This window comes from Streptococcus sp. 5905, assembly GCF_013276505.1.
In the GTDB taxonomy this organism is placed as follows: domain Bacteria; phylum Bacillota; class Bacilli; order Lactobacillales; family Streptococcaceae; genus Streptococcus.
This window is the reverse complement of sequence record NZ_VMLC01000003.1, coordinates 30,131-53,987: the sequence shown is the minus strand read 5'-3', so window position 1 is coordinate 53,987 and position 23,857 is coordinate 30,131. Positions and strand designations below refer to the sequence as shown.

21 protein-coding genes are annotated in these 23,857 nt (G+C 42.3%); 15 read left to right on the top strand and 6 right to left on the bottom strand.

Annotation, left to right across the window (positions count from 1 at the left end; genetic code table 11):
• Positions 1-45 precede the first annotated feature (45 nt).
• From HT680_RS05845 to HT680_RS05835, 3 genes are read right to left on the bottom strand one after another with little or no spacing between them, the layout of a single operon-like run.
• Positions 46-798 carry an ATP-binding cassette domain-containing protein gene (locus HT680_RS05845; protein ID WP_173258953.1) on the bottom strand — a complete coding sequence of 251 codons (753 nt, stop codon included), beginning with the start codon at positions 796-798 and terminating at the stop codon, positions 46-48.
• Positions 795-1,751, bottom strand: coding sequence for an iron chelate uptake ABC transporter family permease subunit (locus HT680_RS05840; RefSeq protein WP_173258951.1), 957 nt, complete (start codon positions 1,749-1,751; stop codon positions 795-797). The genes HT680_RS05845 and HT680_RS05840 overlap by 4 nt, the downstream gene beginning before the upstream one ends.
• Positions 1,741-2,700, bottom strand: a complete 960-nt coding sequence (locus tag HT680_RS05835) for an ABC transporter permease (protein ID WP_173258948.1) — start codon at positions 2,698-2,700, stop codon at positions 1,741-1,743. The genes HT680_RS05840 and HT680_RS05835 overlap by 11 nt, the downstream gene beginning before the upstream one ends.
• A 236-nt stretch (positions 2,701-2,936) precedes the next feature.
• Here HT680_RS05835 and pepA point away from each other — a divergent pair, with 236 nt between their 5' ends.
• Both pepA and HT680_RS05825 read left to right on the top strand, forming a co-directional pair.
• The gene (gene pepA, locus HT680_RS05830; protein ID WP_173258946.1) at positions 2,937-4,001 is read left to right on the top strand and encodes a glutamyl aminopeptidase; all 1,065 of its coding nucleotides are present in this window, start codon (positions 2,937-2,939) and stop codon (positions 3,999-4,001) included.
• Between the two features lie 20 nt (positions 4,002-4,021).
• Positions 4,022-4,318: a bacteriocin immunity protein gene (locus HT680_RS05825; protein WP_173258944.1), complete on the top strand. Its 297-nt coding sequence runs from the start codon at positions 4,022-4,024 to the stop codon at positions 4,316-4,318.
• 92 nt (positions 4,319-4,410) lie between these two features.
• On the opposite strand, the gene HT680_RS05820 is transcribed toward HT680_RS05825, so the two are convergent.
• Positions 4,411-6,042 (bottom strand): Na/Pi cotransporter family protein, encoded by a 1,632-nt coding sequence (locus tag HT680_RS05820; RefSeq protein ID WP_173258942.1) that lies wholly within the window; start codon positions 6,040-6,042, stop codon positions 4,411-4,413.
• Positions 6,043-6,381: 339 nt separating this feature from the next.
• Between HT680_RS05820 and HT680_RS05815 the strand changes: the two genes are divergently transcribed.
• The 13 genes from HT680_RS05815 (at position 6,382) to dnaJ (ending at position 22,776) form a co-directional block, all read left to right on the top strand.
• The gene (locus tag HT680_RS05815) at positions 6,382-11,163 is read left to right on the top strand and encodes a bacterial Ig-like domain-containing protein (RefSeq protein WP_173258940.1); all 4,782 of its coding nucleotides are present in this window, start codon (positions 6,382-6,384) and stop codon (positions 11,161-11,163) included.
• Positions 11,164-11,411: 248 nt separating this feature from the next.
• A complete protein-coding gene (locus HT680_RS05810; RefSeq protein ID WP_173258938.1) occupies positions 11,412-12,611 on the top strand; it encodes a phosphoglycerate kinase in 1,200 nt (399 codons plus the stop codon).
• A gap of 137 nt (positions 12,612-12,748) precedes the next feature.
• On the top strand, positions 12,749-13,276 hold the full coding sequence (locus HT680_RS05805; protein ID WP_173258936.1) for an aromatic acid exporter family protein: 528 nt from the start codon (positions 12,749-12,751) through the stop codon (positions 13,274-13,276).
• Between the two features lie 76 nt (positions 13,277-13,352).
• Positions 13,353-13,709: a transcriptional repressor GlnR gene (glnR, locus tag HT680_RS05800; RefSeq protein ID WP_000664331.1), complete on the top strand. Its 357-nt coding sequence runs from the start codon at positions 13,353-13,355 to the stop codon at positions 13,707-13,709.
• A gap of 36 nt (positions 13,710-13,745) precedes the next feature.
• The gene (gene glnA / locus HT680_RS05795; protein ID WP_173258934.1) at positions 13,746-15,092 is read left to right on the top strand and encodes a type I glutamate--ammonia ligase; all 1,347 of its coding nucleotides are present in this window, start codon (positions 13,746-13,748) and stop codon (positions 15,090-15,092) included.
• Between the two features lie 114 nt (positions 15,093-15,206).
• Positions 15,207-15,527 (top strand): PadR family transcriptional regulator, encoded by a 321-nt coding sequence (locus HT680_RS05790; RefSeq protein WP_173258932.1) that lies wholly within the window; start codon positions 15,207-15,209, stop codon positions 15,525-15,527.
• Complete coding sequence (locus tag HT680_RS09275; protein WP_173259370.1) at positions 15,527-16,102, top strand: DUF2812 domain-containing protein; 576 nt, start codon at positions 15,527-15,529, stop codon at positions 16,100-16,102. The genes HT680_RS05790 and HT680_RS09275 overlap by 1 nt, the downstream gene beginning before the upstream one ends.
• Before the next feature lie 34 nt (positions 16,103-16,136).
• Complete coding sequence (locus tag HT680_RS05780; protein WP_173258930.1) at positions 16,137-16,649, top strand: DUF2812 domain-containing protein; 513 nt, start codon at positions 16,137-16,139, stop codon at positions 16,647-16,649.
• A 160-nt stretch (positions 16,650-16,809) separates the two neighbouring features.
• Positions 16,810-17,844: a heat-inducible transcriptional repressor HrcA gene (hrcA, locus tag HT680_RS05775; protein ID WP_173259369.1), complete on the top strand. Its 1,035-nt coding sequence runs from the start codon at positions 16,810-16,812 to the stop codon at positions 17,842-17,844.
• A 38-nt stretch (positions 17,845-17,882) separates the two neighbouring features.
• Entirely contained in the window at positions 17,883-18,398 is a 516-nt protein-coding gene (grpE, locus tag HT680_RS05770; protein WP_173258928.1) for a nucleotide exchange factor GrpE, read from the top strand.
• A gap of 367 nt (positions 18,399-18,765) precedes the next feature.
• Positions 18,766-20,589, top strand: a complete 1,824-nt coding sequence (gene dnaK / locus HT680_RS05765) for a molecular chaperone DnaK (protein ID WP_173258926.1) — start codon at positions 18,766-18,768, stop codon at positions 20,587-20,589.
• Positions 20,590-20,855: 266 nt separating this feature from the next.
• A complete protein-coding gene (locus HT680_RS05760) occupies positions 20,856-21,488 on the top strand; it encodes a DJ-1/PfpI family protein (RefSeq protein WP_173258923.1) in 633 nt (210 codons plus the stop codon).
• Between the two features lie 151 nt (positions 21,489-21,639).
• Complete coding sequence (dnaJ, locus tag HT680_RS05755; RefSeq protein ID WP_173258921.1) at positions 21,640-22,776, top strand: molecular chaperone DnaJ; 1,137 nt, start codon at positions 21,640-21,642, stop codon at positions 22,774-22,776.
• A gap of 78 nt (positions 22,777-22,854) precedes the next feature.
• On the opposite strand, the gene HT680_RS05750 is transcribed toward dnaJ, so the two are convergent.
• Positions 22,855-23,514, bottom strand: a complete 660-nt coding sequence (locus HT680_RS05750; protein ID WP_173258919.1) for a hypothetical protein — start codon at positions 23,512-23,514, stop codon at positions 22,855-22,857.
• Positions 23,515-23,577: 63 nt separating this feature from the next.
• Positions 23,578-23,856 (bottom strand): hypothetical protein, encoded by a 279-nt coding sequence (locus HT680_RS05745; RefSeq protein ID WP_173258917.1) that lies wholly within the window; start codon positions 23,854-23,856, stop codon positions 23,578-23,580.
• Position 23,857 lies beyond the last annotated feature (1 nt).

Here is a 23,857-nt window from a genome sequence, read left to right as displayed (position 1 = left end):
TGTTAGCCAAGAGACTGAGGATTCTCTAACTTGAGTTCTGAATGGCTAGCTATAGATACAGATCTTTTTGCCGTTGATATCAGCTAGCGTGATAGGAATCTCATAAAGTTGACTGAGCAGGTCAGCCTGCATGATTTGAGCAGTCGTTCCCTTGCAAAAGACTTGGCCGTCTTTGAAGGCGACAATTTCATCCGCATACTGACTGGCCATGTTGATATCGTGGAGGACGATGATAATAGTTTTGCCGAGTTCTTCCACCAGTCGTCGAAGTATCTGCATCATGCTGACGCTTTGTTTGATATCGAGATTATTGAGCGGTTCGTCTAGCAAGATAAGGTTCGTATCCTGGGCCAGTACCATGGCGATAAAGACCCGCTGGAGTTGTCCTCCGGACAGGCTATCGATGTAGCGGTCTTTTAGGTTTGTTAGTCCCAGATAGTCCAGGGTTTCTCGGATTTTTTCCCAGTCTTCTGCCCTCAGTCGCCCTCGGCTGTAGGGAAAACGTCCAAAACTGACCAGTTCTTCAACAGTCAATTTGGCTTGGTAATTAATCTTCTGCTTTAGGATGGTAAGCTCCTGAGCCAGTTCTTGCGAATTCCAGCTCTCAATTTCACGGCCCTTGATACTGAGAACTCCCTGATCTTTCTTGGTCAGTCTGCTCATAATGGAGAGGAGAGTTGATTTTCCGGCACCATTTGGGCCAATAAAGGCAGTCAGTTTTTGAGGACTGACTTCAAGCGAAATACCTTGCAAAATATCCTGTTTTTGAATGGATTTGTCAATGTTTTCCAGTTTCACTGACGCGCCCTCCTGTATAGTAAGATAAAGAATAAGAAACCACCCACACTCTCAATAATCATACTGATACGAATTTCCAGTACAAAGACTCGTTCAATGATAGCTTGCCCCAAGGTCAAACTGATAAATCCGACCAGAATGGCTACGATAAAGAGCAATTTGTGCCGATAGTCTTTGACAATCAGGTAGGTGAGGTTGGCCAGCATAAAGCCGAAGAAGGCCATAGGACCTACCAAGGCAGTTGCTGTTGAGGTCAAAAGCACGATGCCCCAGAGGAGTTCTTTCTGTTCTTTTTCGACATCGAGTCCCAAGATCTGAGCTGTTTCTCTTTGCAGGTGCAAGACATCCAGAATGACTGCTTTTCGAAAGAAAAAGATTGTCAAAGCAAGGATAATCAGAGAACCGATGGCCAGGATGGAAGTGTTGAGATGTTGAAAGGAGGCAAAGAGACTGTTTTGCAGTTTATCGTATTCATTTGGATCCATCAGGACCTGAAGGAAGGTACTGATATTTCGAAAAAGACTTCCGAGTGCTAGACAGATCAGCAGGATGAAGACCAGATCTTGCTTCATCAGTGTCTTCAAGTAGCCTTGTAAGACGAGAAAGAAGAGGGTTTGAACAAGAAGTAAGATTAGGAATTCTAAGATAGGAGACTTACCAAGTTGCAGAAACTTACTTTCAAAAACTAGTAGCAGGGTCTGCAGTAGGACATAGAAGGATTCGATTCCCAAAATACTAGGCGTCAGGAAGCGATTTTCCGTCAGGGTTTGAAAACTAATGGTCGAAATTCCAGTCGCGATGGCTACCAAGAGATAAACGATGATCTTTTGAGAACGTAGCTTCCAGACAAAGGTAGACAGATGAGTGATGGGCCAAAAATAGAGGAGGCAAGCTCCGACGGCAAGAATAATAAGAAGCCCGAAGAGTTTCACATGTTTGCTTTTAAGCTGCATCTTTTCGCCCTCCTCTCCAGAGAAGTAGGATAAAGACGAGGCTGCCAATGATTCCTAGTAGGAGACTGACAGATAGCTCATAGGGCCGAATCAGAACTCGGGATAGGATATCGCAGACCAGAACCAGATTGGCACCGACCAGTGCGACGATCAGTTTGGTTTGACCTAGATTATCTCCATAGCGCTTGCGAACAAGATTGGGAACGATGACCCCGAGAAAAGGCAAGCCACCCACGGTAATCATGGTGACACTTGTCGTTAGCGCCACCAGAAAGAGGGCCAGTTTTTCAAGCAGGGAGTAAGAAATCCCCAAACTCTCGCTGGTTTCTTTTCCTAGATTCATGATGGTAAAGGTTTGGGACAATTTCCAGACGGCTATCAGGATGATAAGGCCCAAGAAGAGCCATTCATACTGATGAGTCTGAATCATGGAGAAGGAACCCTGGGTCCAGGCGGTCATACTCTGAACCAGATTGAAACGATAGGCGATAACTTCTGTGACAGAACCGATAATCCCGCTATAGATGATCCCAATCAAGGGCAACATCCACCTTTCCTTTACAGAAAAAATGGTTATAAAAGCCAGAAAGAAGAGGGTAAATATAATTGATGAGACAAAAGCAAAGAGCATCTTTTGGGTCAGACTCGCCGACGGAAAGACAAAGAGGCTCAGCACCATTCCCAGTTTGGCAGCTTCTGTTGTTCCGACTGTGCTTGGAGCAGCAAATTGATTTTGAGTGATGGTCTGCATGAGGAGTCCTGCCATGCTCATACTAGAGGCTGTCAGGAGAATGCTGATGGTCCTTGGGAGACGCGACTCTTGAAAGAGAAGCCAAGTCTGTTGGTCAAAAGCAAAGAATTTTTCCCAAGAAAAATCACTGGTTCCAATGGTAATGGAGAGAAAGACTAGGAGTAGAAGTAAGCCTGTTAAAATATGAGAGAGTTTCATACCCCGTCCTTTCGTGTAGATTTGGTACCGAAAGATACCTGCGGATATAAATGTAACATGATTTCTTTAATCTGTCAATAAATTTTCTGACAATTTAATGTAAAAAGATGGAAAAATTTCTGAAATAACCTCTGTCCCTCTCTTTTATAGGAAAACTGAGTAAAAACCAAACCACCTTCCCACTATCCTTCTCCTATAAAAAGTGGTAAAATGGAGGACAGAAAGAAGGAACTGATATGACAACATTATTTTCAAAAATCAAAGAAGTAACAGAACTTGCTGCGGTCTCAGGTCATGAAGCGCCTGTCCGTGCTTATCTTCGTGAGAAGTTGACTCCGCACGTGGATGAAGTTGTGACAGATGGCCTGGGCGGTATTTTCGGTATCAAGCATTCAGAAGCTACCGATGCGCCCCGTGTTTTGGTCGCTTCTCATATGGATGAAGTTGGTTTTATGGTTAGCGAGATTAAGCCAGATGGGACCTTCCGTGTGGTTGAAATCGGAGGCTGGAACCCTATGGTGGTTAGCAGCCAACGCTTTAAACTCTTTACTCGTGACGGTCGTGAAATTCCCGTGATTTCAGGCTCTGTTCCGCCACATTTGACACGTGGAACAGGTGGACCAACCATGCCAGCTATTGCCGATATCGTCTTTGATGGTGGTTTTGCGGATAAGGCTGAAGCAGAAAGCTTTGGCATCCGTCCAGGTGATACCATCGTACCAGATAGCTCTGCAATTTTGACAGCCAATGAAAAAAATATCATCTCCAAAGCTTGGGACAACCGCTACGGTGTTCTCATGGTGAGCGAGCTAGCAGAAGCTTTGTCAGGTCAAAAACTCGGAAATGAACTCTATCTTGGCTCTAACGTCCAAGAAGAAGTTGGTCTCCGTGGCGCCCATACTTCCACAACTAAGTTTGACCCAGAAGTCTTTCTGGCAGTTGACTGTTCACCTGCTGGTGATGTTTATGGTGGCCAAGGTAAGATTGGGGATGGAACCTTGATTCGTTTCTATGATCCAGGTCACTTGCTTCTCCCAGGCATGAAGGATTTCCTTTTGACAACGGCTGAAGAAGCTGGCGTCAAGTACCAATACTACTGTGGAAAAGGCGGAACGGACGCTGGAGCAGCTCATCTGAAAAATGGCGGTGTCCCATCTACAACCATCGGGGTCTGCGCTCGTTATATCCACTCTCATCAAACCCTCTACGCTATGGATGACTTCCTAGAAGCTCAAGCTTTCTTGCAAGCCTTAGTGAAAAAATTGGATCGTTCAACAGTTGATTTAATTAAGAAATATTAAACATAGGGGAGATGGTAGGGATGGCAGAACTAAATCTAGAAAGCTTAATAAAAGACCTCTACAACCATGCTCGTCAGGGCTTGAGTGATGAGTTAGTCGCTGCTCTCCTAGAGACTGCTAAAAAACTGCCTACTACAAATGAGCAATTGCTGGCAGTCCGTCTCTCAGGCTTGGTCAATCTTGAACTGTTCAGAAATCCCAAACACCCAGCACCTGAATTGATCAACTTGGCTCGTTTTATCAAAAGAGAAGAAGCTAAGTACAGAGGAACCGCGGTTTCTGCTATTATGTTTGGTGAACTCTTTAAAATGCTTTGATTCCATTGTGAATCAAAGCATTTTTTATATGTCAGAAAAGTCATTCTTGATTAAGAGAAAAAGCCATCCCATTCAGGATAGCTTTATGTTTATTAAATTTGTTCAGCAATGACCTTTTCAGCTAGGTTCATAGCATGGTCAGACACACGAGTGTAGTGGGAAATGATGTCGATAAAGTTGACCCCTGCTTGCGTTGAACACTCGCCCTTGTTAAGGCGTTTGATGTGGGTCTTTCTGAGAACGCGTTCCATATTGTTGATTTCTTTATGGCGTTCAATCAGACTCTGAGCTTTTTCGATATCATTGTTTTCCACACTATCAAGGGCATCTTTGATAAATGCAGTTGTTGCTTGATAAATTTCAGCTAATTCCTGCAAAGCTGCTTCAGAGAAATGAACATTCTTACGTTGGAGATAGTCTGTTAGGTTGAGCAACCCTTCTGCGTGGTCCCCAATCCGTTCCAAATCACGAGATGAATCCAGAATGTTAGTCAAGACTTCGCTTTCCTTTTGGCTCAAGGATTCGCTTGAGAGTCTGATGAGGTAACGAGTGAGTTTTTCATCGATGGTGTTGATGGCTTCTTCTGTCTTGTGCCCTTTTTCAGCTACCTTTTCATTCAAACCGATGATATAGCTATAAGAAAGGTCAAAAGCTTTGGCTGCATAGCTTCCCAAGTGCAAGAGTTCTTTTTTGGCATTTCCTAGAGCGATAGAAGGAGATTGCTGGATAAGTTGTTCGTCGAGATAAAGAGGCTCGTACTTCACAACTTCGTCTTCACCAGGGATAATCTTGGTTACAAAGTAGGCCAAGGCTCCGATGAATGGAAATTGTACAATGGTGTTACTTACGTTAAAGGCTCCGTGAGAGAAGGCAATGGTCATCTCAGGTGAGAGGTGAAGGAGTGCCTGGAAGTACTCAATCATCGAAGTGAAGGGGCCTAATAAGATTAAGCAAAGAATAGTTCCTAAAACGTTAAAGGTAACGTGGGTTGCGGCAACGCGCTTTGCAGAGACATTGGCCCCAGCTGCGGCAATAATAACAGTTAAGGTTGTCCCGATATTATCCCCGAAGAGAACTGGTAGAGAACCTTTAAGATCAAGGAAGCCACCTGCATAGAGACCTTGTAGAATCCCGATTGTCGCAGAAGAAGCTTGAATGAGGACGGTAATCACTGCACCAGCTACCACTCCTAAAATAGGATTTTGTCCCAAGGTCACCATATATTCCTTGAATTGTGGTAAATCTTTAAGTGGGCTCATACCGGCACTGATGAGGTTGAGAGCGTAGAAGATTCCCCCGACACCGAACAGAATACGCCCGATATTGTTTGCCGTTCTGTTTTTTGTAAAGAAGAGGAACATGGTTCCAAGGAAAATCAGGGGTAAAGCATACTCGCCAAGCTTGAAACCGATGATAAAGGAAGTAACGGTGGTTCCAATATTGGCTCCCATGATAATTCCGATAGCCTGTCTAAGAGTTAGAAGGCTAGCGCTGACTAGACCAACCGTGATAACTGTAACCCCTGTACTTGACTGAATCAGGGCGGTTACGACAATCCCAACTAGAACACCTAAAAAGGGATTGCTGGTGTACTTGTCAATGTAAAAACGAAGGCGATCTCCAGCAGCTTGTTGCAAACCGTCCCCCATGGTCTTGATACTATATAAAAACAGTCCTAGACCTCCCAAAAAGTGAAATAAAATTTCCTGCCAATTAATGGACATTTCTTTTTCCTCCGAAAAATAATAACGGAATTTCTCCTATTCTATTTTAAAGGATAAAAGTAAATCTCACAAGTGTTTTCTTGATATTTTAGTAAGAAATCGCTAAGTTTTTTAAATTTCTTCCTTAAATAGAGTTCTTACCTCAAGTATAAATGTCTGAAAGGATTGTGTCTAAATTTTACTGATTCTTATCCTAGTTATAGTTTATACGTAAAATAGATTGACATCGCTTTCATATAAGATAAAATGAAGATGATCCTGTTCTGGTGGTATGCCATGAGAACAGTTACTTTTCATCAAAAGTAAAGCGCTTACTTTATATTTTATTAGGAGGATAAGATGAAAAATTTATTTTTTGAAAAACGTTGCCGTTACAGCATTCGTAAGCTGTCAATCGGAGCTTGTTCTTTGATGATTGGGTCAGCTCTATTTGCGAGCCCTGCTCTTGCGGAACAGGTCGGTGTCCCTGAAACAGCTGCAAATACGAGCGCTCAAGCTACAAGCGCTAGTGAGACAACTAATCCAGACACCACAGCCCTCGAAAAACAATTAGAGAAAACTGAAAACAAAGTGGCTGAGCAACCAATTTCAGAAAGCACTCCAGCAATAACTGATTTGGTCAATGAAAAAGAAGAAGCGAAACCAGCTTCGACAGATAAAGCTGAAAAACCTACTCAACCAACTGATAAAGGAGAAGCCAAACCGGAGGAAGCTCCACAAGTAGCTGAGAAGGAAGCGGACAAACCGACTCTAGCAGACGTTCCTAAAAATGAGGAGAAGAGTCTCCGACCAAAAGAAATCAAATTTGATACTTGGGAAGATTTGTTGAAATGGGAACCGGGTGCGCGTGAGGATGATCCCATCAATCGTTCCTCAGTTGAACTCGCCAAGCGCCATAGAGGTCAGTTGGTTAACGAAAAAGCAAGCAGAAGAGCCAAAGTTCAGGCTCTAGCAAATACCAACTCAAAGGCTAAAGACCACGCTTCTGTTGGTGGAGAAGAATTCAAGGCCTACGCCTTTGATTACTGGCAATACTTGGATTCAATGGTCTTCTGGGAAGGCCTAGTCCCAACTCCGGATGTCATTGATGCAGGCCACCGCAACGGAGTTCCTGTTTATGGAACACTCTTTTTCAACTGGTCAAACAGCATTGCCGACCAAGAGAAGTTTGCTGCCGCTTTGAAGCAAGATGAGGATGGTACCTTCCCTATCGCACGAAAACTTGTCGATCTTGCTAAGTACTATGGATTTGATGGCTATTTCATCAACCAAGAAACAACAGGTGATTTGGTAGCACCTCTTGGTGAAAAAATGCGCCAATTCATGCTCTATACAAAAGAATACGCGGCTAAAGTCAACCACCCAATCAAATATGCTTGGTACGATGCCATGACCTACAAATATGGTCGTTACCACGAAGATGGCTTGGGAGACTACAACTACCAATTTATGCAAAAAGAAGGTGACAAGGTCCCTGCAGATCAATTTTTTGCCAATTTTAACTGGAACAAGGAAAAGAATGACCACTCCGTAGAGATGGCAAAATGGCTAGAACGTAGCCAATATGATGTCTTTGCAGGATTGGAATTGCAACAAGGTGGCTCTTATAAGACCAAAGTCAAATGGGATGCTCTCTTAGATGAAAATGGCAAGTTGCGCTTGTCACTTGGACTTTTTGCGCCAGATACGATTACCAGTCTAGGAAAAACAGGCGAAGACTACCACAAGAACGAAGACATCTTCTTTACAGGTTACCAAGGGGATCCAACGGCTCAAAAACCAGGTGATAAAGAGTGGTATGGGATTGCTAATTTAGTTGCGGACCGCACACCAGCAGTAGGACGCACCTTCACTACCTCTTTCAATACAGGCCATGGTAGAAAGTGGTTTGTAGACGGCAAAGTTTCTAAGGATTCTGAGTGGAACTACCGTTCGGTTTCAGGAGTCTTGCCAACATGGCGTTGGTGGCAGACTTCAACGGGGGAAAAACTTCGTGCAGAATATGACTTTACAGATGCCTACAATGGCGGAAATTCCCTTAAATTCTCAGGTGATGTAGCTGGTAAGACAGACCAAGATGTGAATTTGTATTCTACTAAACTAGAAGTAACGGAGAAAACCAAACTTCGGGTTGCCCATAAGGGAGGAAAAGGCTCGAAAGTTTATATGGCCTTCTCTACGACTCCAGACTACAAATTTGAGGATGCAGATGCATGGAAAGAACTGACCCTTTCTGACAACTGGACAAATGAAGAATTTGACCTTAGCTCACTAGCAGGTAAAACCATCTATGCAGTTAAACTCTTCTTCGAACATGAGGGAGCTGTAAAAGATTATCAATTTAACCTTGGTCAATTGACAATTTCGGACAATCACCAAGCACCACAAGCACCGACAGGTCTCTCTGTAGTGAAGCAATCTCTTAAGAATGCCCAAGAGGCTGAAGCGGTTGTTCAATTTAGGGGTAATCAAGATGCGGATTTCTATGAAGTCTACGAAAAAGACGGGGACAACTGGCGTTTGTTGACAGGTTCATCTGCTTCAACCATCTACTTGCCAAAAGTTAGCCGTTCTGCTAATGCGACTGGTACGACTCAAGAATTGAAAGTCGTTGCGGTTGGTAAAAATGGACTTCGTTCTGAGGCGGCGACAGCATCCTTTAACTGGGGGATGACTGTTCAGGATACAACTCTCCCAAGACCTTTAGCTGAAAATATTGTTCCAGGGGCAAAGGTTATCGGTAGCACTTTTCCAAATACTGAAGGCGGTGAAGGCATCGAAGGCATGTTGAACGGAACGATTACAAGTCTATCAGACAAGTGGTCTTCAGGACAATTGAGCGGTAGTGTCGATATTCGTTTGACCCAACCACGTCGTGTCGTCAGATGGGTCATGGACCATGCAGGTGCTGGTGGTGAGTCTGTTAACGATGGTTTGATGAACACCAAGGACTTTGATCTATACTACAAGGATACTGATGGCGAGTGGAAACTAGCTAAGGAAGTCCGTGGTAATAAAGCGCACGTTACAGATATCACTCTTGATAAACCAATCACCGCCCAAGACTGGCGTTTGCATGTCATTACATCTGATAACGGAACACCTTGGAAGGCCATTCGTATCTACAACTGGAAGATGTACGAAACCTTGGACACAGAAAGTCAAAATATTCCAATGGCTAAGGTAGCGGCTCGTTCACTTGGAAACCATCAAGTTCAACTTGGCTTCTCTGATGTTCCAGCAGGCGCAACCATCACCGTTTACGACAAGGCGGATTCACAAACACCGATTGCAACCTTGAAGACTGAAACTGGTGGAGACCTGGCAACAGCACCATTAGCCTTTGACAAACAACCAAATCTCCTCTACTATCGTACCCAACTTCCTGGCAAAGAAATCAGTAACACCTTGGCTGTAGCGATTCCACAGGATGAAAGAAAAATCAAATCTGTCAGCCTTGAAAAAGGACCTAAAAAGACGGTTTACAAAGAGGGAGAAAAACTTGACCTCAGAGGCGGAACACTCCGTGTTCAGTACGAAGGAGAACAAGCCGATGAGCTGATCAACCTTACTCATTCAGGTGTGACGGTATCTGGATACGACGCTCATCAAAAAGGGGAACAGAAGCTCACAGTCAGCTACCTTGGACTTCCAGTTACTGGTGATTTAAAGGTACAAGTGACTGGTCAAGATGAAGGAAAACCAAAAGAAGTAGCAGGTTTGTACATTACTCAGAAACCGAAAGCAGACTATCTGGTAGGAGATCAACTGGATCTTGCAGAAGGTCGCTTTGGAGTTCTCTATGATGATGAGACAGAAGAGACTCACGGCTTTACTGATGAAGGTGTTGGAATTACGGGATACGATGCTCAAAAGACTGGTCGTCAGACCTTGACCCTGCACTACAAGGGGCACACAGCTGAGTTCGATGTCTTGGTTTCTCCAAAGGCTGCAGTCAATGATGAGTACCTCAAACAAGAAATTACTGCTGCCCAAGGCCGTCAGTCAACCCTTGCCTACACCTTCTCAAGTGAGGATAAACAAGCAGCGCTAGTAGAGAAGCTCAATGCAGCGAAAACTGTAGCAGAAAACAACAATGCTAGTCAAGAAGAAGTCAACAAAGCCTTGAATGAATTGAAACAAGCTGGAGCGGATTTGGATGGAAATCAACGTTATCAAACTGCTAGAGAAGAATTGGAAAGCTTGCTCGAATCCGTCCGTGAAAAAGATTCTCAAGATGAGTTGATTGCCCAAGCTGAAGCTTTGTTGTCTTCACAAACACCAACTCCACAAGCTTTTGCGGACATGAAAGAAAAGCTAAATAAGAAACTATCTCCTGCAGAAGAAAGTCACCACGTTGGTAGCATGGATCCTAACGAAGGAGCTCCTACAGTAGAGGCTTTGCCTGAACTGATTGTTGAAACAGAAACAAAATCCTTTGAACGCCAAGAACGTGAGACTCCAGACCTTCTGAAAGGTCAACGTCAACTTGTCCAAAAAGGAGAGGAAGGACAAATTCGTCGTCTAGTAGAAGTAGATGCCCAAGGAAAACGTACCCTTCGTTCAACTGAAGTTCTTAAGGAAGCTATCCCAGAAATTACCGAAGTTGGAACAAAAGTTCTATCAAGCAACCAGCCAGCTGAAGGTGTGAAAGATTTAGTTCACGAAAATCCAACTCTTAAAATTGAAGAAAAACCACTTGCCTTCAATCGTCAAGAACGACCAAATGCAAGCCTTCTTAAAGGACAACGCCAGCAAGTTCAAGCAGGTGTGGAAGGCCAAGTTCGTCATTTGGTAGAAGTGGATACCCAAGGCAATCGCACTCTTCGTTCGACTGAAGTTCTCAAGGAGGCTATCCCAGAAATCACAGAAGTTGGAACAAAAGAAGTGGCGCCAAGTCCAGACAAACCTCATGCTGATACCCTCCCTAAAGAGCAAAAGGGACTTCCAGCTACACCAAGTACAAATGCTCCAACTGCAGAAGTATCTGCCAAAGGTGAAGCAGCAAGCAAACAACTGCCAAATACTGGTGTAGAAACAGATGCCAGTCTAGTAGCTCTGGGGCTTCTCGGAGTGATGAGTGGCTATGGCTTGCTTGCTAGAAAGAGGAGAGAAGACTAATCGGATTTACGAATCTTGGATTTCCTCTTAACAACTAAAAACAAGGTTTGACTGTAGATTAGTCAGGCCTTGTTTTAATGATTTTATCTCGCATTCATTACTTATTTGATAAGGTTTTTCTAGTTTTGATTTTAAGGAATGCTAGTTTCAATTGCAAGAAAGAACTGGAAAAGTGCAGGCTTTTGCTATCTCTTTTGCTGATTTTGTGATATAATTAACACGTATAAAAAAAGAAGGAGTCATATCTAATGGCAAAATTGACTGTTAAAGACGTTGACTTGAAAGGGAAAAAAGTTCTCGTTCGTGTTGACTTCAACGTACCTGTTAAAGATGGCGTGATTACCAACGACAACCGTATCACTGCAGCTCTTCCAACTATCAAGTACATCCTTGAACAAGGTGGACGTGCGATCCTCTTCTCTCACCTTGGCCGTGTAAAAGAAGAAGCAGACAAAGCTGGTAAATCACTTGCTCCTGTAGCTGCTGACTTGGCAGCTAAATTGGGTCAAGACGTTGCTTTCCTTCCAGGTGTCACTCGTGGTGCTGAATTGGAAGCTGCTATCAACGCTCTTGAAGATGGACAAGTTCTCTTGGTTGAAAACACTCGTTTCGAAGATGTTGACGGCAAGAAAGAATCTAAAAACGATCCTGAACTTGGTAAATACTGGGCATCACTTGGAGATGGTATCTTCGTAAACGATGCATTCGGTACAGCTCACCGTGCACACGCATCTAACGTTGGTATCTCAGCAAACGTTGAAAAAGCAGTTGCTGGATTCCTTCTTGAAAACGAAATTGCCTACATCCAAGAAGCAGTTGAAACTCCAGAACGCCCATTCGTAGCGATCCTTGGTGGTTCAAAAGTTTCAGACAAGATTGGTGTTATCGAAAACTTGCTTGAAAAAGCTGATAAAGTCCTTATCGGTGGTGGGATGACTTACACATTCTACAAAGCACAAGGTATCGAAATCGGTAACTCACTTGTAGAAGAAGACAAATTGGATGTCGCTAAAGCTCTTCTTGAAAAAGCAAATGGTAAATTGATCTTGCCAGTTGACTCAAAAGAAGCCAACGCATTTGCTGACTACACTGAAGTGAAAGACACTGAAGGTGAAGCAGTTGATCCAGGCTTCCTTGGTTTGGATATCGGTCCTAAATCTATCGCTAAATTTGACGAAGCCTTGACTGGTGCCAAAACAGTTGTATGGAACGGACCAATGGGTGTCTTTGAAAACCCTGACTTCCAAGCTGGTACAATCGGTGTCATGGACGCTATCGTGAAACAACCAGGCGTGAAATCAATCATCGGTGGTGGTGACTCAGCTGCTGCAGCAATCAACCTTGGTCGCGCAGACAAGTTCTCATGGATCTCTACTGGTGGTGGAGCATCAATGGAACTCCTTGAAGGTAAAGTATTGCCAGGATTGGCTGCACTCACAGAAAAATAAGCTTTCGTAAATGAAACGATGAAAAGAGGAACTTAGTTTCCTCTTTTTCTTGTAGCTTGAATTAAAAACGTTTCCGATTGATTTTGGCTCATAAAATCAACTAATTTATGATAAAATGGAAATAGAAAGTTGAGATTATGGGTTATTTTAAAAAATATAAATTTGATAAGTCACAGTTCAAGCTTGGTCTACGAACCTTTAAAACCGGAATCGCTGTTTTTTTAGTTCTCTTGATTTTTGGATTTTTTGGTTGGAAGGGACTTCAAATTGGGGCTTTGACAGCAGTCTTTAGTTTGAGAGAGAGTTTTGATAAGAGTGTTCATTTTGGAACATCACGCATTCTAGGAAACAGTATCGGTGGTTTCTACGCTCTTGTTTTCTTCCTCTTAAACACTCTATTTCAAGAAGCCTTTTGGGTGACCTTGCTAATTGTTCCAATCTGCACCATGTTAACCATTATGACAAATGTCGCCATGAATAATAAGGCGGGAGTTATCGGTGGTGTAGCGGCTATGTTGATCATTACCCTATCAATACCAAGCGGAGAAACATTTTTGTACGTGTTTGCGCGTGTATTTGAAACATTTATGGGTGTTTTTGTGGCCATACTCGTGAATTATGATATTGACCGTTTCAGAAATCTTTTGGAGAAAAAAAGAAAATAATGTTACATTTTGTGACATTATTAATTGACGTATGTGTTTTTTTAGACTATAATAGACAGAAAGAAGGAAATTGTAAATGAAGGAAAGAGAATTTCGCCGAAATATGGCTGTTTTTCCTATCGGCAGTGTTATGAAATTAACCGATCTCTCGGCGCGTCAGATTCGTTATTATGAGGATCAAGAGTTGATAAAGCCTGATCGAAACGAAGGGAACCGTCGCATGTATTCTTTGAATGACATGGATCGTTTGCTTGAAATCAAAGATTATATCTCTGAAGGTTTCAATATTGCTGCTATTAAGAAAAAATATGCTGAACGTGAGGCGAAATCCAAGAAAGCAGTGAGCCCAACGGAGGTGCGTCGTGCGCTTCATAATGAGCTCCTCCAACAGGGACGCTTTGCTTCAGCACAGTCGCCTTTTGGTCGCGGTTAGGTAATCGCAAGTAGTCATACATTAAGGAGAAAACTCATGCCAATCACAGCTGCAGATATTCGTCGTGAAGTCAAGGAAAAAAATGTTACCTTTATCCGTCTCATGTTTTCAGATATCCTGGGAACTATGAAAAACGTCGAAATTCCTGCTACAGATGAACAGTTAGACAAGGTCTTGTCAAACAAAGCCATGTTTGATGGATCTTCTATTGAAGGTTTTGTACGTATCAATGAGTCAGATATGTACTTGTACCCTGACTTGGATACATGGACAGTCTTCCCTTGGGGAGATGAAAATGGAAGTGTTGCAGGTTTGATCTGTGATGTCTATACAACAGAAGGCGAACCATTTGCAGGTGACCCTCGTGGTAATCTCAAACGTGCACTTCGTCACATGGAAGAAGTAGGATTCAAATCCTTCAACCTTGGTCCAGAACCAGAATTCTTCCTATTTAAGTTGGATGAAAATGGTGACCCAACACTTGAAGTAAATGACAAAGGTGGCTACTTTGATTTGGCGCCTACTGACCTTGCGGACAATACACGTCGTGAGATTGTGAATGTCTTGACCAAAATGGGATTTGAAGTAGAAGCAAGTCACCACGAGGTTGCGGTTGGACAACATGAAATTGACTTCAAGTATGATGAAGTCCTCCGTGCCTGTGATAAGATTCAAATCTTTAAGCTCGTTGTAAAAACCATTGCTCGTAAACACGATCTTTATGCAACCTTTATGGCAAAACCAAAATTTGGTATCGCTGGATCAGGTATGCACTGCAATATGTCCTTGTTTGATGCAGAAGGAAATAACGCCTTTTTTGATCCAAATGATCCAAAAGGAATGCAGTTATCGGAAACGGCTTACCATTTCCTTGGCGGTTTGATCAAGCACGCTTACAACTATACTGCCATCATGAACCCAACAGTTAACTCATACAAACGTTTGGTTCCAGGTTATGAAGCGCCTGTTTACATTGCTTGGGCTGGTCGTAACCGTTCGCCACTTGTGCGTGTACCTGCTTCACGTGGAATGGGGACTCGTCTTGAGTTGCGCTCGGTAGACCCAATGGCAAACCCATACATCGCTATGGCGGTTCTTTTGGAAGTTGGTTTGCATGGTATTGAAAATAAAATCGAAGCACCAGCTCCTATCGAAGAAAATATCTACATCATGACAGCTGAAGAGCGTAAGGAAGCTGGAATCACAGACCTTCCATCAACTCTTCATAACGCCTTGAAAGCTTTGACTGAAGATGAAGTAGTCAAGGCTGCCCTAGGTGACCACATCTATACTAGCTTCCTTGAGGCTAAACGTATCGAGTGGGCTAGCTATGCGACCTTCGTTTCACAATGGGAAGTTGATAACTATTTAGACCTTTACTAATAAAGAAGAAAGATTGCCTGAGGGTGGTCTTTTTTTCTTGCTTTTTATATCGAGGTGTGATATAGTTTATATAACGAGATGCGGTATATCGAACTGAATAGAAGGTGTGGTTAAATGGAATTAACAGATAAGATCAGGCGTGTTTACCTTCCCATGACTGAAACTGGTTTTTATATCTTGTTTTGTCTACAGAAGGAGAACCATGGATATGGTATTACACAAAAGGTCAAGGAGATGACAGATTCGCAAGTTTCGATTAGTCCAGGGACCATGTATGGGACCTTGTCAAAGATGGAAAAGGATGGCTTGATTGCCTTTTTCCGAGAAGAGGAGAAACGGAAAATCTATCAGATCACAGACTTGGGACGAAAAGTCTTAGATATTGAATTGAAACGTATTGAACGGCTCTACAGAAATAGTCGGGAGGAAGGATGATGGAAAAGAAAATTGTTTATCGAATTTTTACAATTGCGGATTATGAGAGGGAGGCTCTGTACTTTAGAGAAATGCATGCTAAGGGCTGGAAACTTATGAAAGTAAGCTATTCTATCTTATTGTTTGTAGTTAAGTATACCTTTGAAAAGTGTCAGTCTGAGCGAGTATCTTATCAGTTGGATTTTTACCCAATGGAAAAATCAGAGAGATCCTCCTATTTACAACTATTTAAAGACTGTGGCTGGGAGCATATTACAGACTTTAATAGTTTTTCCTATTTTAGAAAAGCACATTCTGAAATTGAATCGGCTGCAGAGTTTGAAATTTATAATGACGCGGCTGGGAAGTTAGCCATGGTAAAGCGTATTTTAAGACTGCGGATGCTTCCTATTTTGCTTCTCTTTTCAGCTCTACTACCGGTTTTTTCAAAGTTTGTCAGTGGAGGTAGTTCTTTCAGTTGGGAAGTATTTTTGATTTTCATAATAGATTGGGTTTTATTGATAGTTTTTGCGATTCAGATTTCTTATATTTTTTGGAGATTGTTCCAAAAATGGCATGAATTGTCTGATAAATGAAATAATACGTGTGTTCTAGTTTAGAGGTAAGATAATGAATAGTGAAGTACAATTTCGGATTTTTATAATAGTTGATTTGGACAAGGAAGAAGAATATTTGCATGAGATGCACTTGAAAGGTTGGAGATATAGAACTAACCGTTTTGGTTTTTTCTATTTTGAGCAATGTCAACCGGATGATGTCATCTACCATATCTATGATACTCGCCATCTTAAAAAGTATAAGCATGAACTACAAAATTTTAAAAATAGCGGTTGGGAATTGATAGAAACAGGTTCTTGTTTGATTCTTCGTAAATCATCTTCAGATATACTTCCAGAGGATCAAGTCTATATGACTAATGGTCTCAGATGGGAGGTAATGTGCTCTAGACTTCGATCCTGTACAGCTGCTTTCTCAGGTGGTCTTGTTGTTTGTATGAGTTTACTTCGAGAAAACTTGTCTCAATCTTTCTTTATTATTTTTGTTTTATATGCTTTCCTGATTTCTTATCTAATCCGTGGTTTTTTCAGGCTTAAAAGGAAATACCAAGTAGATGAAAGGTAAGTTTCTAGGTCTTCAGACTGATTTTTAGCACTCTTGGCAAAAGAGTGCTAATTTTTTGAGTTTTTGTCTTGACATTCTCTTTCAGGGGTGTATAATAGAATCATGAGTTAGCACTTGGATGTATCGAGTGCTAATCGATCGGACAGAGAGGAGTGATGAGATGGTTACAGAGCGTCAGCAGGATATTTTAAATCTGATTATTGACATCTTTACTAAAACGCACGAACCTGTTGGATCCAAAGCCTTGCAAGAATCTATCAATTCTAGCAGTGCTACCATTCGTAATGATATGGCGGCTTTAGAAAAGCAAGGTTTGCTTGAAAAGGCTCATACTTCAAGCGGTCGGATGCCAAGTGTTGCTGGTTTTCAGTACTATGTGAAACACTTACTGGATTTTGACCGATTAGCTGAAAATGAGGTTTATGAGATTGTCAAAGCCTTTGATCAGGAATTCTTCAAACTGGAGGATATTCTACAAGAGGCTGCTAATGTCTTGACAGACTTGAGTGGCTGTACGGTAGTAGCACTGGATGTTGAGCCGAGCAGGCAACGGTTGACAGCTTTTGATATCGTTGTTCTAGGGCAACATACAGCCTTGGCAGTATTTACCCTAGACGAGTCGCGAACGGTTACCAGTCAATTTCTGATTCCAAGGAACTTCTTGCAGGAAGATTTGCTGAAGCTTAAGGCAATCATTCAGGAACGTTTCCTCGGTCACACCGTTCTAGATATTCACTACAAGATTCGGACGGAGATTCCGCAGATTATCCAGCGTTACTTTACAACAACGGACAATGTCATGGATCTTTTTGAACATATTTTTAAAGAAATGTTCAATGAAAATATTGTGGTGTCGGGCAAGGTCAATCTTTTGAATTTTGCCAATCTCGCAGCCTATCAGTTCTTTGACCAACCACAGAAAGTGGCTCTGGAGATTCGTGAAGGTCTGCATGAAGATCAGATGCAAAGCGTCCGTGTTGCGGACAGTCAAGAATCTTGTCTGGCAGACCTAGCAGTGATTAGCAGTAAATTCCTCATTCCTTATCGAGGTTTTGGAATTCTGGCGATTATTGGTCCGGTCAATCTGGATTACCAGCAATTGGTTAATCAACTCAATGTTGTCAATCGAGTCCTAACTATGAAACTCACAGATTTCTATCGCTATTTGAGTAGTAATCATTATGAGGTGAGTTGAACATGAAATTACATAAATTCCTAAAAAGGAGGCGAAAAATGTCTGAGGAAATAAAAAACGAAGAAGTAAAAGAAGAGGAAGTTGTTGAAACAACTGAAGAAACAACTCCTGAAAAGTCAGAACTAGACTTGGCAAATGAACATGCGGACGAGTTTGAAAATAAATACCTTCGCGCTCATGCGGAAATGCAAAATATCCAACGCCGTGCCAATGAAGAACGCCAACTCTTGCAACGTTATCGTAGTCAAGACTTAGGAAAGGCTATCCTCCCTTCTTTGGACAACCTTGAGCGTGCACTAGCAGTTGAAGGTTTGACAGATGATGTGAAGAAGGGTTTGGAGATGGTGCAAGAAAGCTTGGTTCATGCTTTGAAAGAAGAGGGAATCGAAGAAATCGCAGCGGACGGAGAGTTTGACCATAACTACCATATGGCTATCCAAACTCTCCCAGCAGACGATGAACACCCAGCAGACACCATCGCCCAAGTTTTCCAAAAAGGCTACAAACTCCATGACCGCATCCTACGCCCAGCGATGGTAGCGGTCTATAACTAGGCAATTCTGACGGTTGCTGAAGCAACTCGTCAGAAAACGGCAATCGCTATGGCGTTTGCCTAGCCTCCTTACTAACTCGTCGTCGAAATAAAATTGATTTCGACTTCTCGTGTCGCAACATAAATACATTGAAATCTTGTCCGAAACGACAATAAACTATGAAGAAAGATAAGAAAGTAGTTCAGCTTTGCAATAGTGAGCGAAGTGAACAAAAGATGATACTCTTCGCCGTGGCGCTATTTGCGCAAACTTTGAGACCTTAGGCTCAAAGTTTAGTCAAAGAGATTGACGAAGTCAAGCTCTGACGGCGCCGCCACCTAAGAAGAGTATCAAAAAGAAAGAATATAAAATTTAAGGGGAAAAACACATGTCTAAAATTATCGGTATTGACTTAGGTACAACAAACTCAGCAGTTGCAGTTCTTGAAGGAACTGAAAGCAAAATCATCGCAAACCCAGAAGGAAACCGCACAACTCCATCTGTAGTATCATTCAAAAACGGTGAAATCATCGTTGGTGACGCTGCGAAACGTCAAGCAGTCACAAACCCAGATACAGTTATCTCTATCAAGTCTAAGATGGGAACTTCTGAAAAAGTTTCTGCAAATGGAAAAGAATACACTCCACAAGAAATCTCAGCTATGATCCTTCAATACTTGAAAGGCTACGCTGAAGATTACCTTGGTGAAAAAGTAACTAAAGCAGTTATCACAGTTCCAGCTTACTTCAACGATGCTCAACGTCAAGCGACAAAAGACGCTGGTAAAATCGCTGGTCTTGAAGTAGAACGTATCGTCAACGAACCAACTGCAGCAGCTCTTGCTTACGGTTTGGACAAGACTGACAAAGAAGAAAAAATCTTGGTATTCGACCTTGGTGGTGGTACATTCGACGTATCTATCCTTGAATTGGGTGACGGTGTTTTCGATGTATTGTCAACTGCAGGGGACAACAAACTTGGTGGTGACGACTTTGACCAAAAAATCATCGACCACTTGGTAGCAGAATTCAAGAAAGAAAACGGTATTGACTTGTCTACTGACAAGATGGCAATGCAACGTTTGAAAGATGCGGCTGAAAAAGCTAAGAAAGACCTTTCTGGTGTAACTTCAACACAAATCAGCTTGCCATTTATCACTGCAGGTGAAGCTGGACCTCTTCACTTGGAAATGACCTTGACTCGTGCGAAATTTGACGATTTGACTCGTGACCTTGTAGAACGTACAAAAGTTCCAGTTCGTCAAGCCCTTTCAGATGCAGGTTTGAGCTTGTCAGAAATCGATGAAGTTATCCTTGTTGGTGGTTCAACTCGTATCCCAGCCGTTGTAGAAGCTGTTAAGGCTGAAACTGGTAAAGAACCAAACAAATCAGTAAACCCTGACGAAGTTGTTGCTATGGGTGCCGCTATCCAAGGTGGTGTCATTACTGGTGATGTTAAAGACGTTGTCCTTCTTGACGTAACACCATTGTCACTTGGTATCGAAACAATGGGTGGTGTCTTCACAAAACTTATCGATCGCAACACTACTATTCCAACATCTAAATCACAAGTCTTCTCAACTGCGGCAGACAACCAACCAGCCGTTGATATCCACGTTCTTCAAGGTGAACGCCCAATGGCAGCAGATAACAAGACTCTTGGACGCTTCCAATTGACAGATATTCCAGCTGCACCTCGTGGAATTCCTCAAATCGAAGTAACATTTGACATCGACAAGAACGGTATCGTATCTGTTAAGGCCAAAGACCTTGGAACTCAAAAAGAACAAACAATTGTCATCCAATCAAACTCAGGTTTGACAGACGAAGAAATCGACCGCATGATGAAAGATGCGGAAGCAAACGCTGAAGCAGATAAGAAACGTAAGGAAGAAGTAGATCTTCGTAACGAAGTAGACCAAGCAATCTTCGCGACTGAAAAGACAATCAAGGAAACTGAAGGAAAAGGCTTTGATGCAGAACGTGATGCTGCCCAAGCTGCCCTTGATGAACTTAAGAAAGCCCAAGAAGATAACAACTTGGACGAAATGAAAGCAAAACTTGAAGCATTGAACGAAAAAGCTCAAGGACTTGCTGTTAAACTCTACGAACAAGCCGCAGCAGCTCAACAAGCTCAAACAGGAGCAGAAGGCGCACAAGCAACAGGAAACGCAGGCGATGACGTCGTAGACGGAGAGTTTACGGAAAAATAAGATGCAAAGCCCGTTAAAACCTTACAGTGAAAATAGGAAATCTGACGCAGAAACTTTAGTTTCTAGAAAGATTTGCACCTAAAGGTAGCCATATCTGTAATTCGCTAAAGCGAAAACAGCTACGTCTCTTTTTCACCAAGAGGTTAGGGCGTGCTCAATTCAGCATTACTAGTTTGATTTTTAAAACTTGAACGTCGTAATGATAGGAAGAAATCCAGAGGTTGCAACCCAGCCTCTGTTTTTCGGTAAAATAGAGGATGTTGCGTATGAAAAAAGTACTTTGTATCCTTTATCCCAATTTTTCTCTTTATGAGATAGCCTCTTTAACAAGTACTTTAGCTCTATCTTTTGACATCACGATTGATTATGTAGCTTCAGATCATTCGATGGTGGTCTCTGAAGATGGCTTGCCTTGTTTACCTACAAAAACATTGGATCAAGTACGTATAGAAGAGTATTCTTGTGTGATTTTGCCAGGAATGGTAAATATAGGGTCTGCTCTACAGGATGAAAAATTAGCCTCATTTTTGAGAGAACTCGGTGAGCAGGATATCTTGATTGCAGCAATTTCTTCTGCGCCCATTTTATTAGCGAAAGCTGGTTTGTTGAATGACACGAAATTTACTGGTGGAATTTGGCAAAACTTCTTTGACTATTTTGAATTTCTTCCTCGGGAAAATTTTAAAACAAAAGCTGTCCTGCAAGATAAAAATATCATTACTGCTATTGGCTTTGCACATCAAGAGTTTGCAAGAAAAGTGATTCTTGGTCTAGGTTTGGCAGAAAATACTGACAACTATTTTAAAGAACAGAACGAATATTCAGAAGAGGACTTGATTTTTACTCTATCGGACAAAGAGTTTGATGAAGTGAAGCAGAGTATAGAAAATACCCTCTAATGATTTACTTATAAATTATAGAAAGGAATAAGGGTGTTCGTAATTGAACTCGAGCGGAAAGCTTGGAAATTAGATAAACCTCCTAAGAAATCAGGATTTCTTGTCGGTTTCCTAAATTTCAGTCGCTTTCTGTTCGCTCTTAGTATCTTGTATGAACAATACTGAATTTTATGATCGTCTGGGAGTGTCAAAAAACGCTTCGGCAGACGAGATCAAAAAGGCTTATCGTAAGCTTTCAAAAAAATATCACCCAGATATCAACAAGGAGCCGGGTGCTGAGGAAAAGTACAAGGAAGTTCAAGAAGCCTATGAGACTTTGAGTGACGACCAAAAACGTGCAGCCTACGACCAGTATGGTGCTGCAGGTGCCAACGGTGGCTTTGGTGGTACTGGCGGTTTCGGTGGCTTTGACGGAGCAAGTGGCTTCGGTGGGTTTGAGGATATTTTCTCAAGTTTCTTTGGTGGAGGCGGGGCTTCGCGCAATCCAAACGCTCCTCGTCAAGGTGATGATCTCCAGTATCGTGTGAACTTGACCTTTGAAGAAGCTATCTTTGGAACGGAAAAAGAAGTTAAATACAATCGTGAAGCCAGCTGTCGTACATGTAACGGCTCTGGTGCTAAGCCAGGGACAAGTCCAGTCACTTGTGGACGCTGTCATGGCGCTGGTGTCATTAACGTTGATACGCAGACTCCGCTTGGTATGATGCGCCGTCAAGTAACCTGTGATGTCTGTCATGGTCGCGGAAAGGAAATCAAAGATCCATGTACAACTTGTCACGGAACAGGTCATGAAAAACAAGCCCATAGCGTACATGTGAAGATTCCTGCTGGTGTGGAAACAGGCCAACAAATCCGCTTAGCGGGTCAAGGTGAAGCAGGCTTTAATGGTGGACCTTATGGTGACTTGTACGTGGTGGTTTCTGTAGAAGCAAGCGATAAGTTTGAACGTGAAGGAACAACTATTTTCTATAAGTTGAATCTCAATATTGTCCAAGCAGCCCTCGGAGATACTGTGGAAATTCCAACTGTACATGGTGATGTTGAATTGGTCATCCCAGAAGGAACTCAGACAGGTAAGAAATTCCGTCTACGTGGCAAGGGAGCGCCAAGCATTCGTGGAGGTGCCGTTGGTGATCAATACGTAACCGTTAATGTCGTGACTCCGACAGGCTTGAACGACCGCCAAAAAGCAGCCTTGAAGGAATTCGCAGCTGCAGGTGACTTGAAAGTTAATCCAAAGAAAAAAGGTTTCTTTGACCATATAAAAGATGCCTTTGAAGGAGAATAAAGTAAAAAGAGCCGGCGGGCTCTTTTTTGTATAATCTTGGGAAATTTAGCATCGAGAAATCATTCTCCAGCTAGTCTACTATTTATACTTTTGAGTGAGCAAGCCAGCCTCATCCATCTCCTGGATGAGTTGCTTGATTTCCGCTTCTTTGCCAGGCTTAACTGTGATAGAATCAATGTGCTTGATCGCCGAGTTATCCTGAATATCCACCAAAGTCAAAGCTTTTTCATAGAATGCAATTCCCTTTTTAAAACTTTCCTGATCATCCCAAAAGAGAAGTGAGTAATTAGGGTTAAATTTCTTTCCTTTTTCTTGGAGATACTTCTCGCTTTCCTTCTCTAAAAATTGGAATAAGCCATGATTGAACAAGTTATCCCCTACTTTATAGTAGGAAATCTCTCCTGTCTGGAGGACATAGACTTCGAGTCGGTTTTTGGTTAGTTTTGGACTTTCTTTTAGGACGGGGTGGCTATTGATGACCTCATCTGAGAAAGTAACATAAAAATGTAAGCCTCCACCCTCGAATTGATACCTTCCATTTGATTCTACTTTCTTAGGAGGCATGTCAAGAGAGATAAAGATTTGTTTTAAGTCGTCATTCCCTTTTTGGATGTCACTCGGTGAGGCCTTGAAAAGATTCATCAGTAGTAGAAATGCCAAGGCTGCAAGCAGGCAGAGGCAACCACAAGGGATCGCGATGACCTTCGCTAGAACTTTTAAAAACTGTTTCACTTTCATTCCCTCACTTTTCTGTTCAAACCTAGTATCCAAAAAAGAGTTTAAGGAAAGTTGGAGATTCTCTTATCCTTGTTTTTCTTCTTGGAGGACCGCCATTCTAGTTTGGAAATCTTTTTCCAAGACTTTGAACTTGTAGGTCAAGTCTTTTTGGTATTCCTTGATGAGGGCTTTTTGTTGGTTGATGATTTGCAGGCTGTTTTGAATGACATCCAAATCCTCCTTCATAGCTTCGACACGGTCGCTAGTATCCATCAACTCCTCTGTGATGGCTTGGCGATTTTTCACGACAAAATAACTTCCAGCTGCAGCTTCTGCAAATAGCAATAGATTGGATAGTTTCATG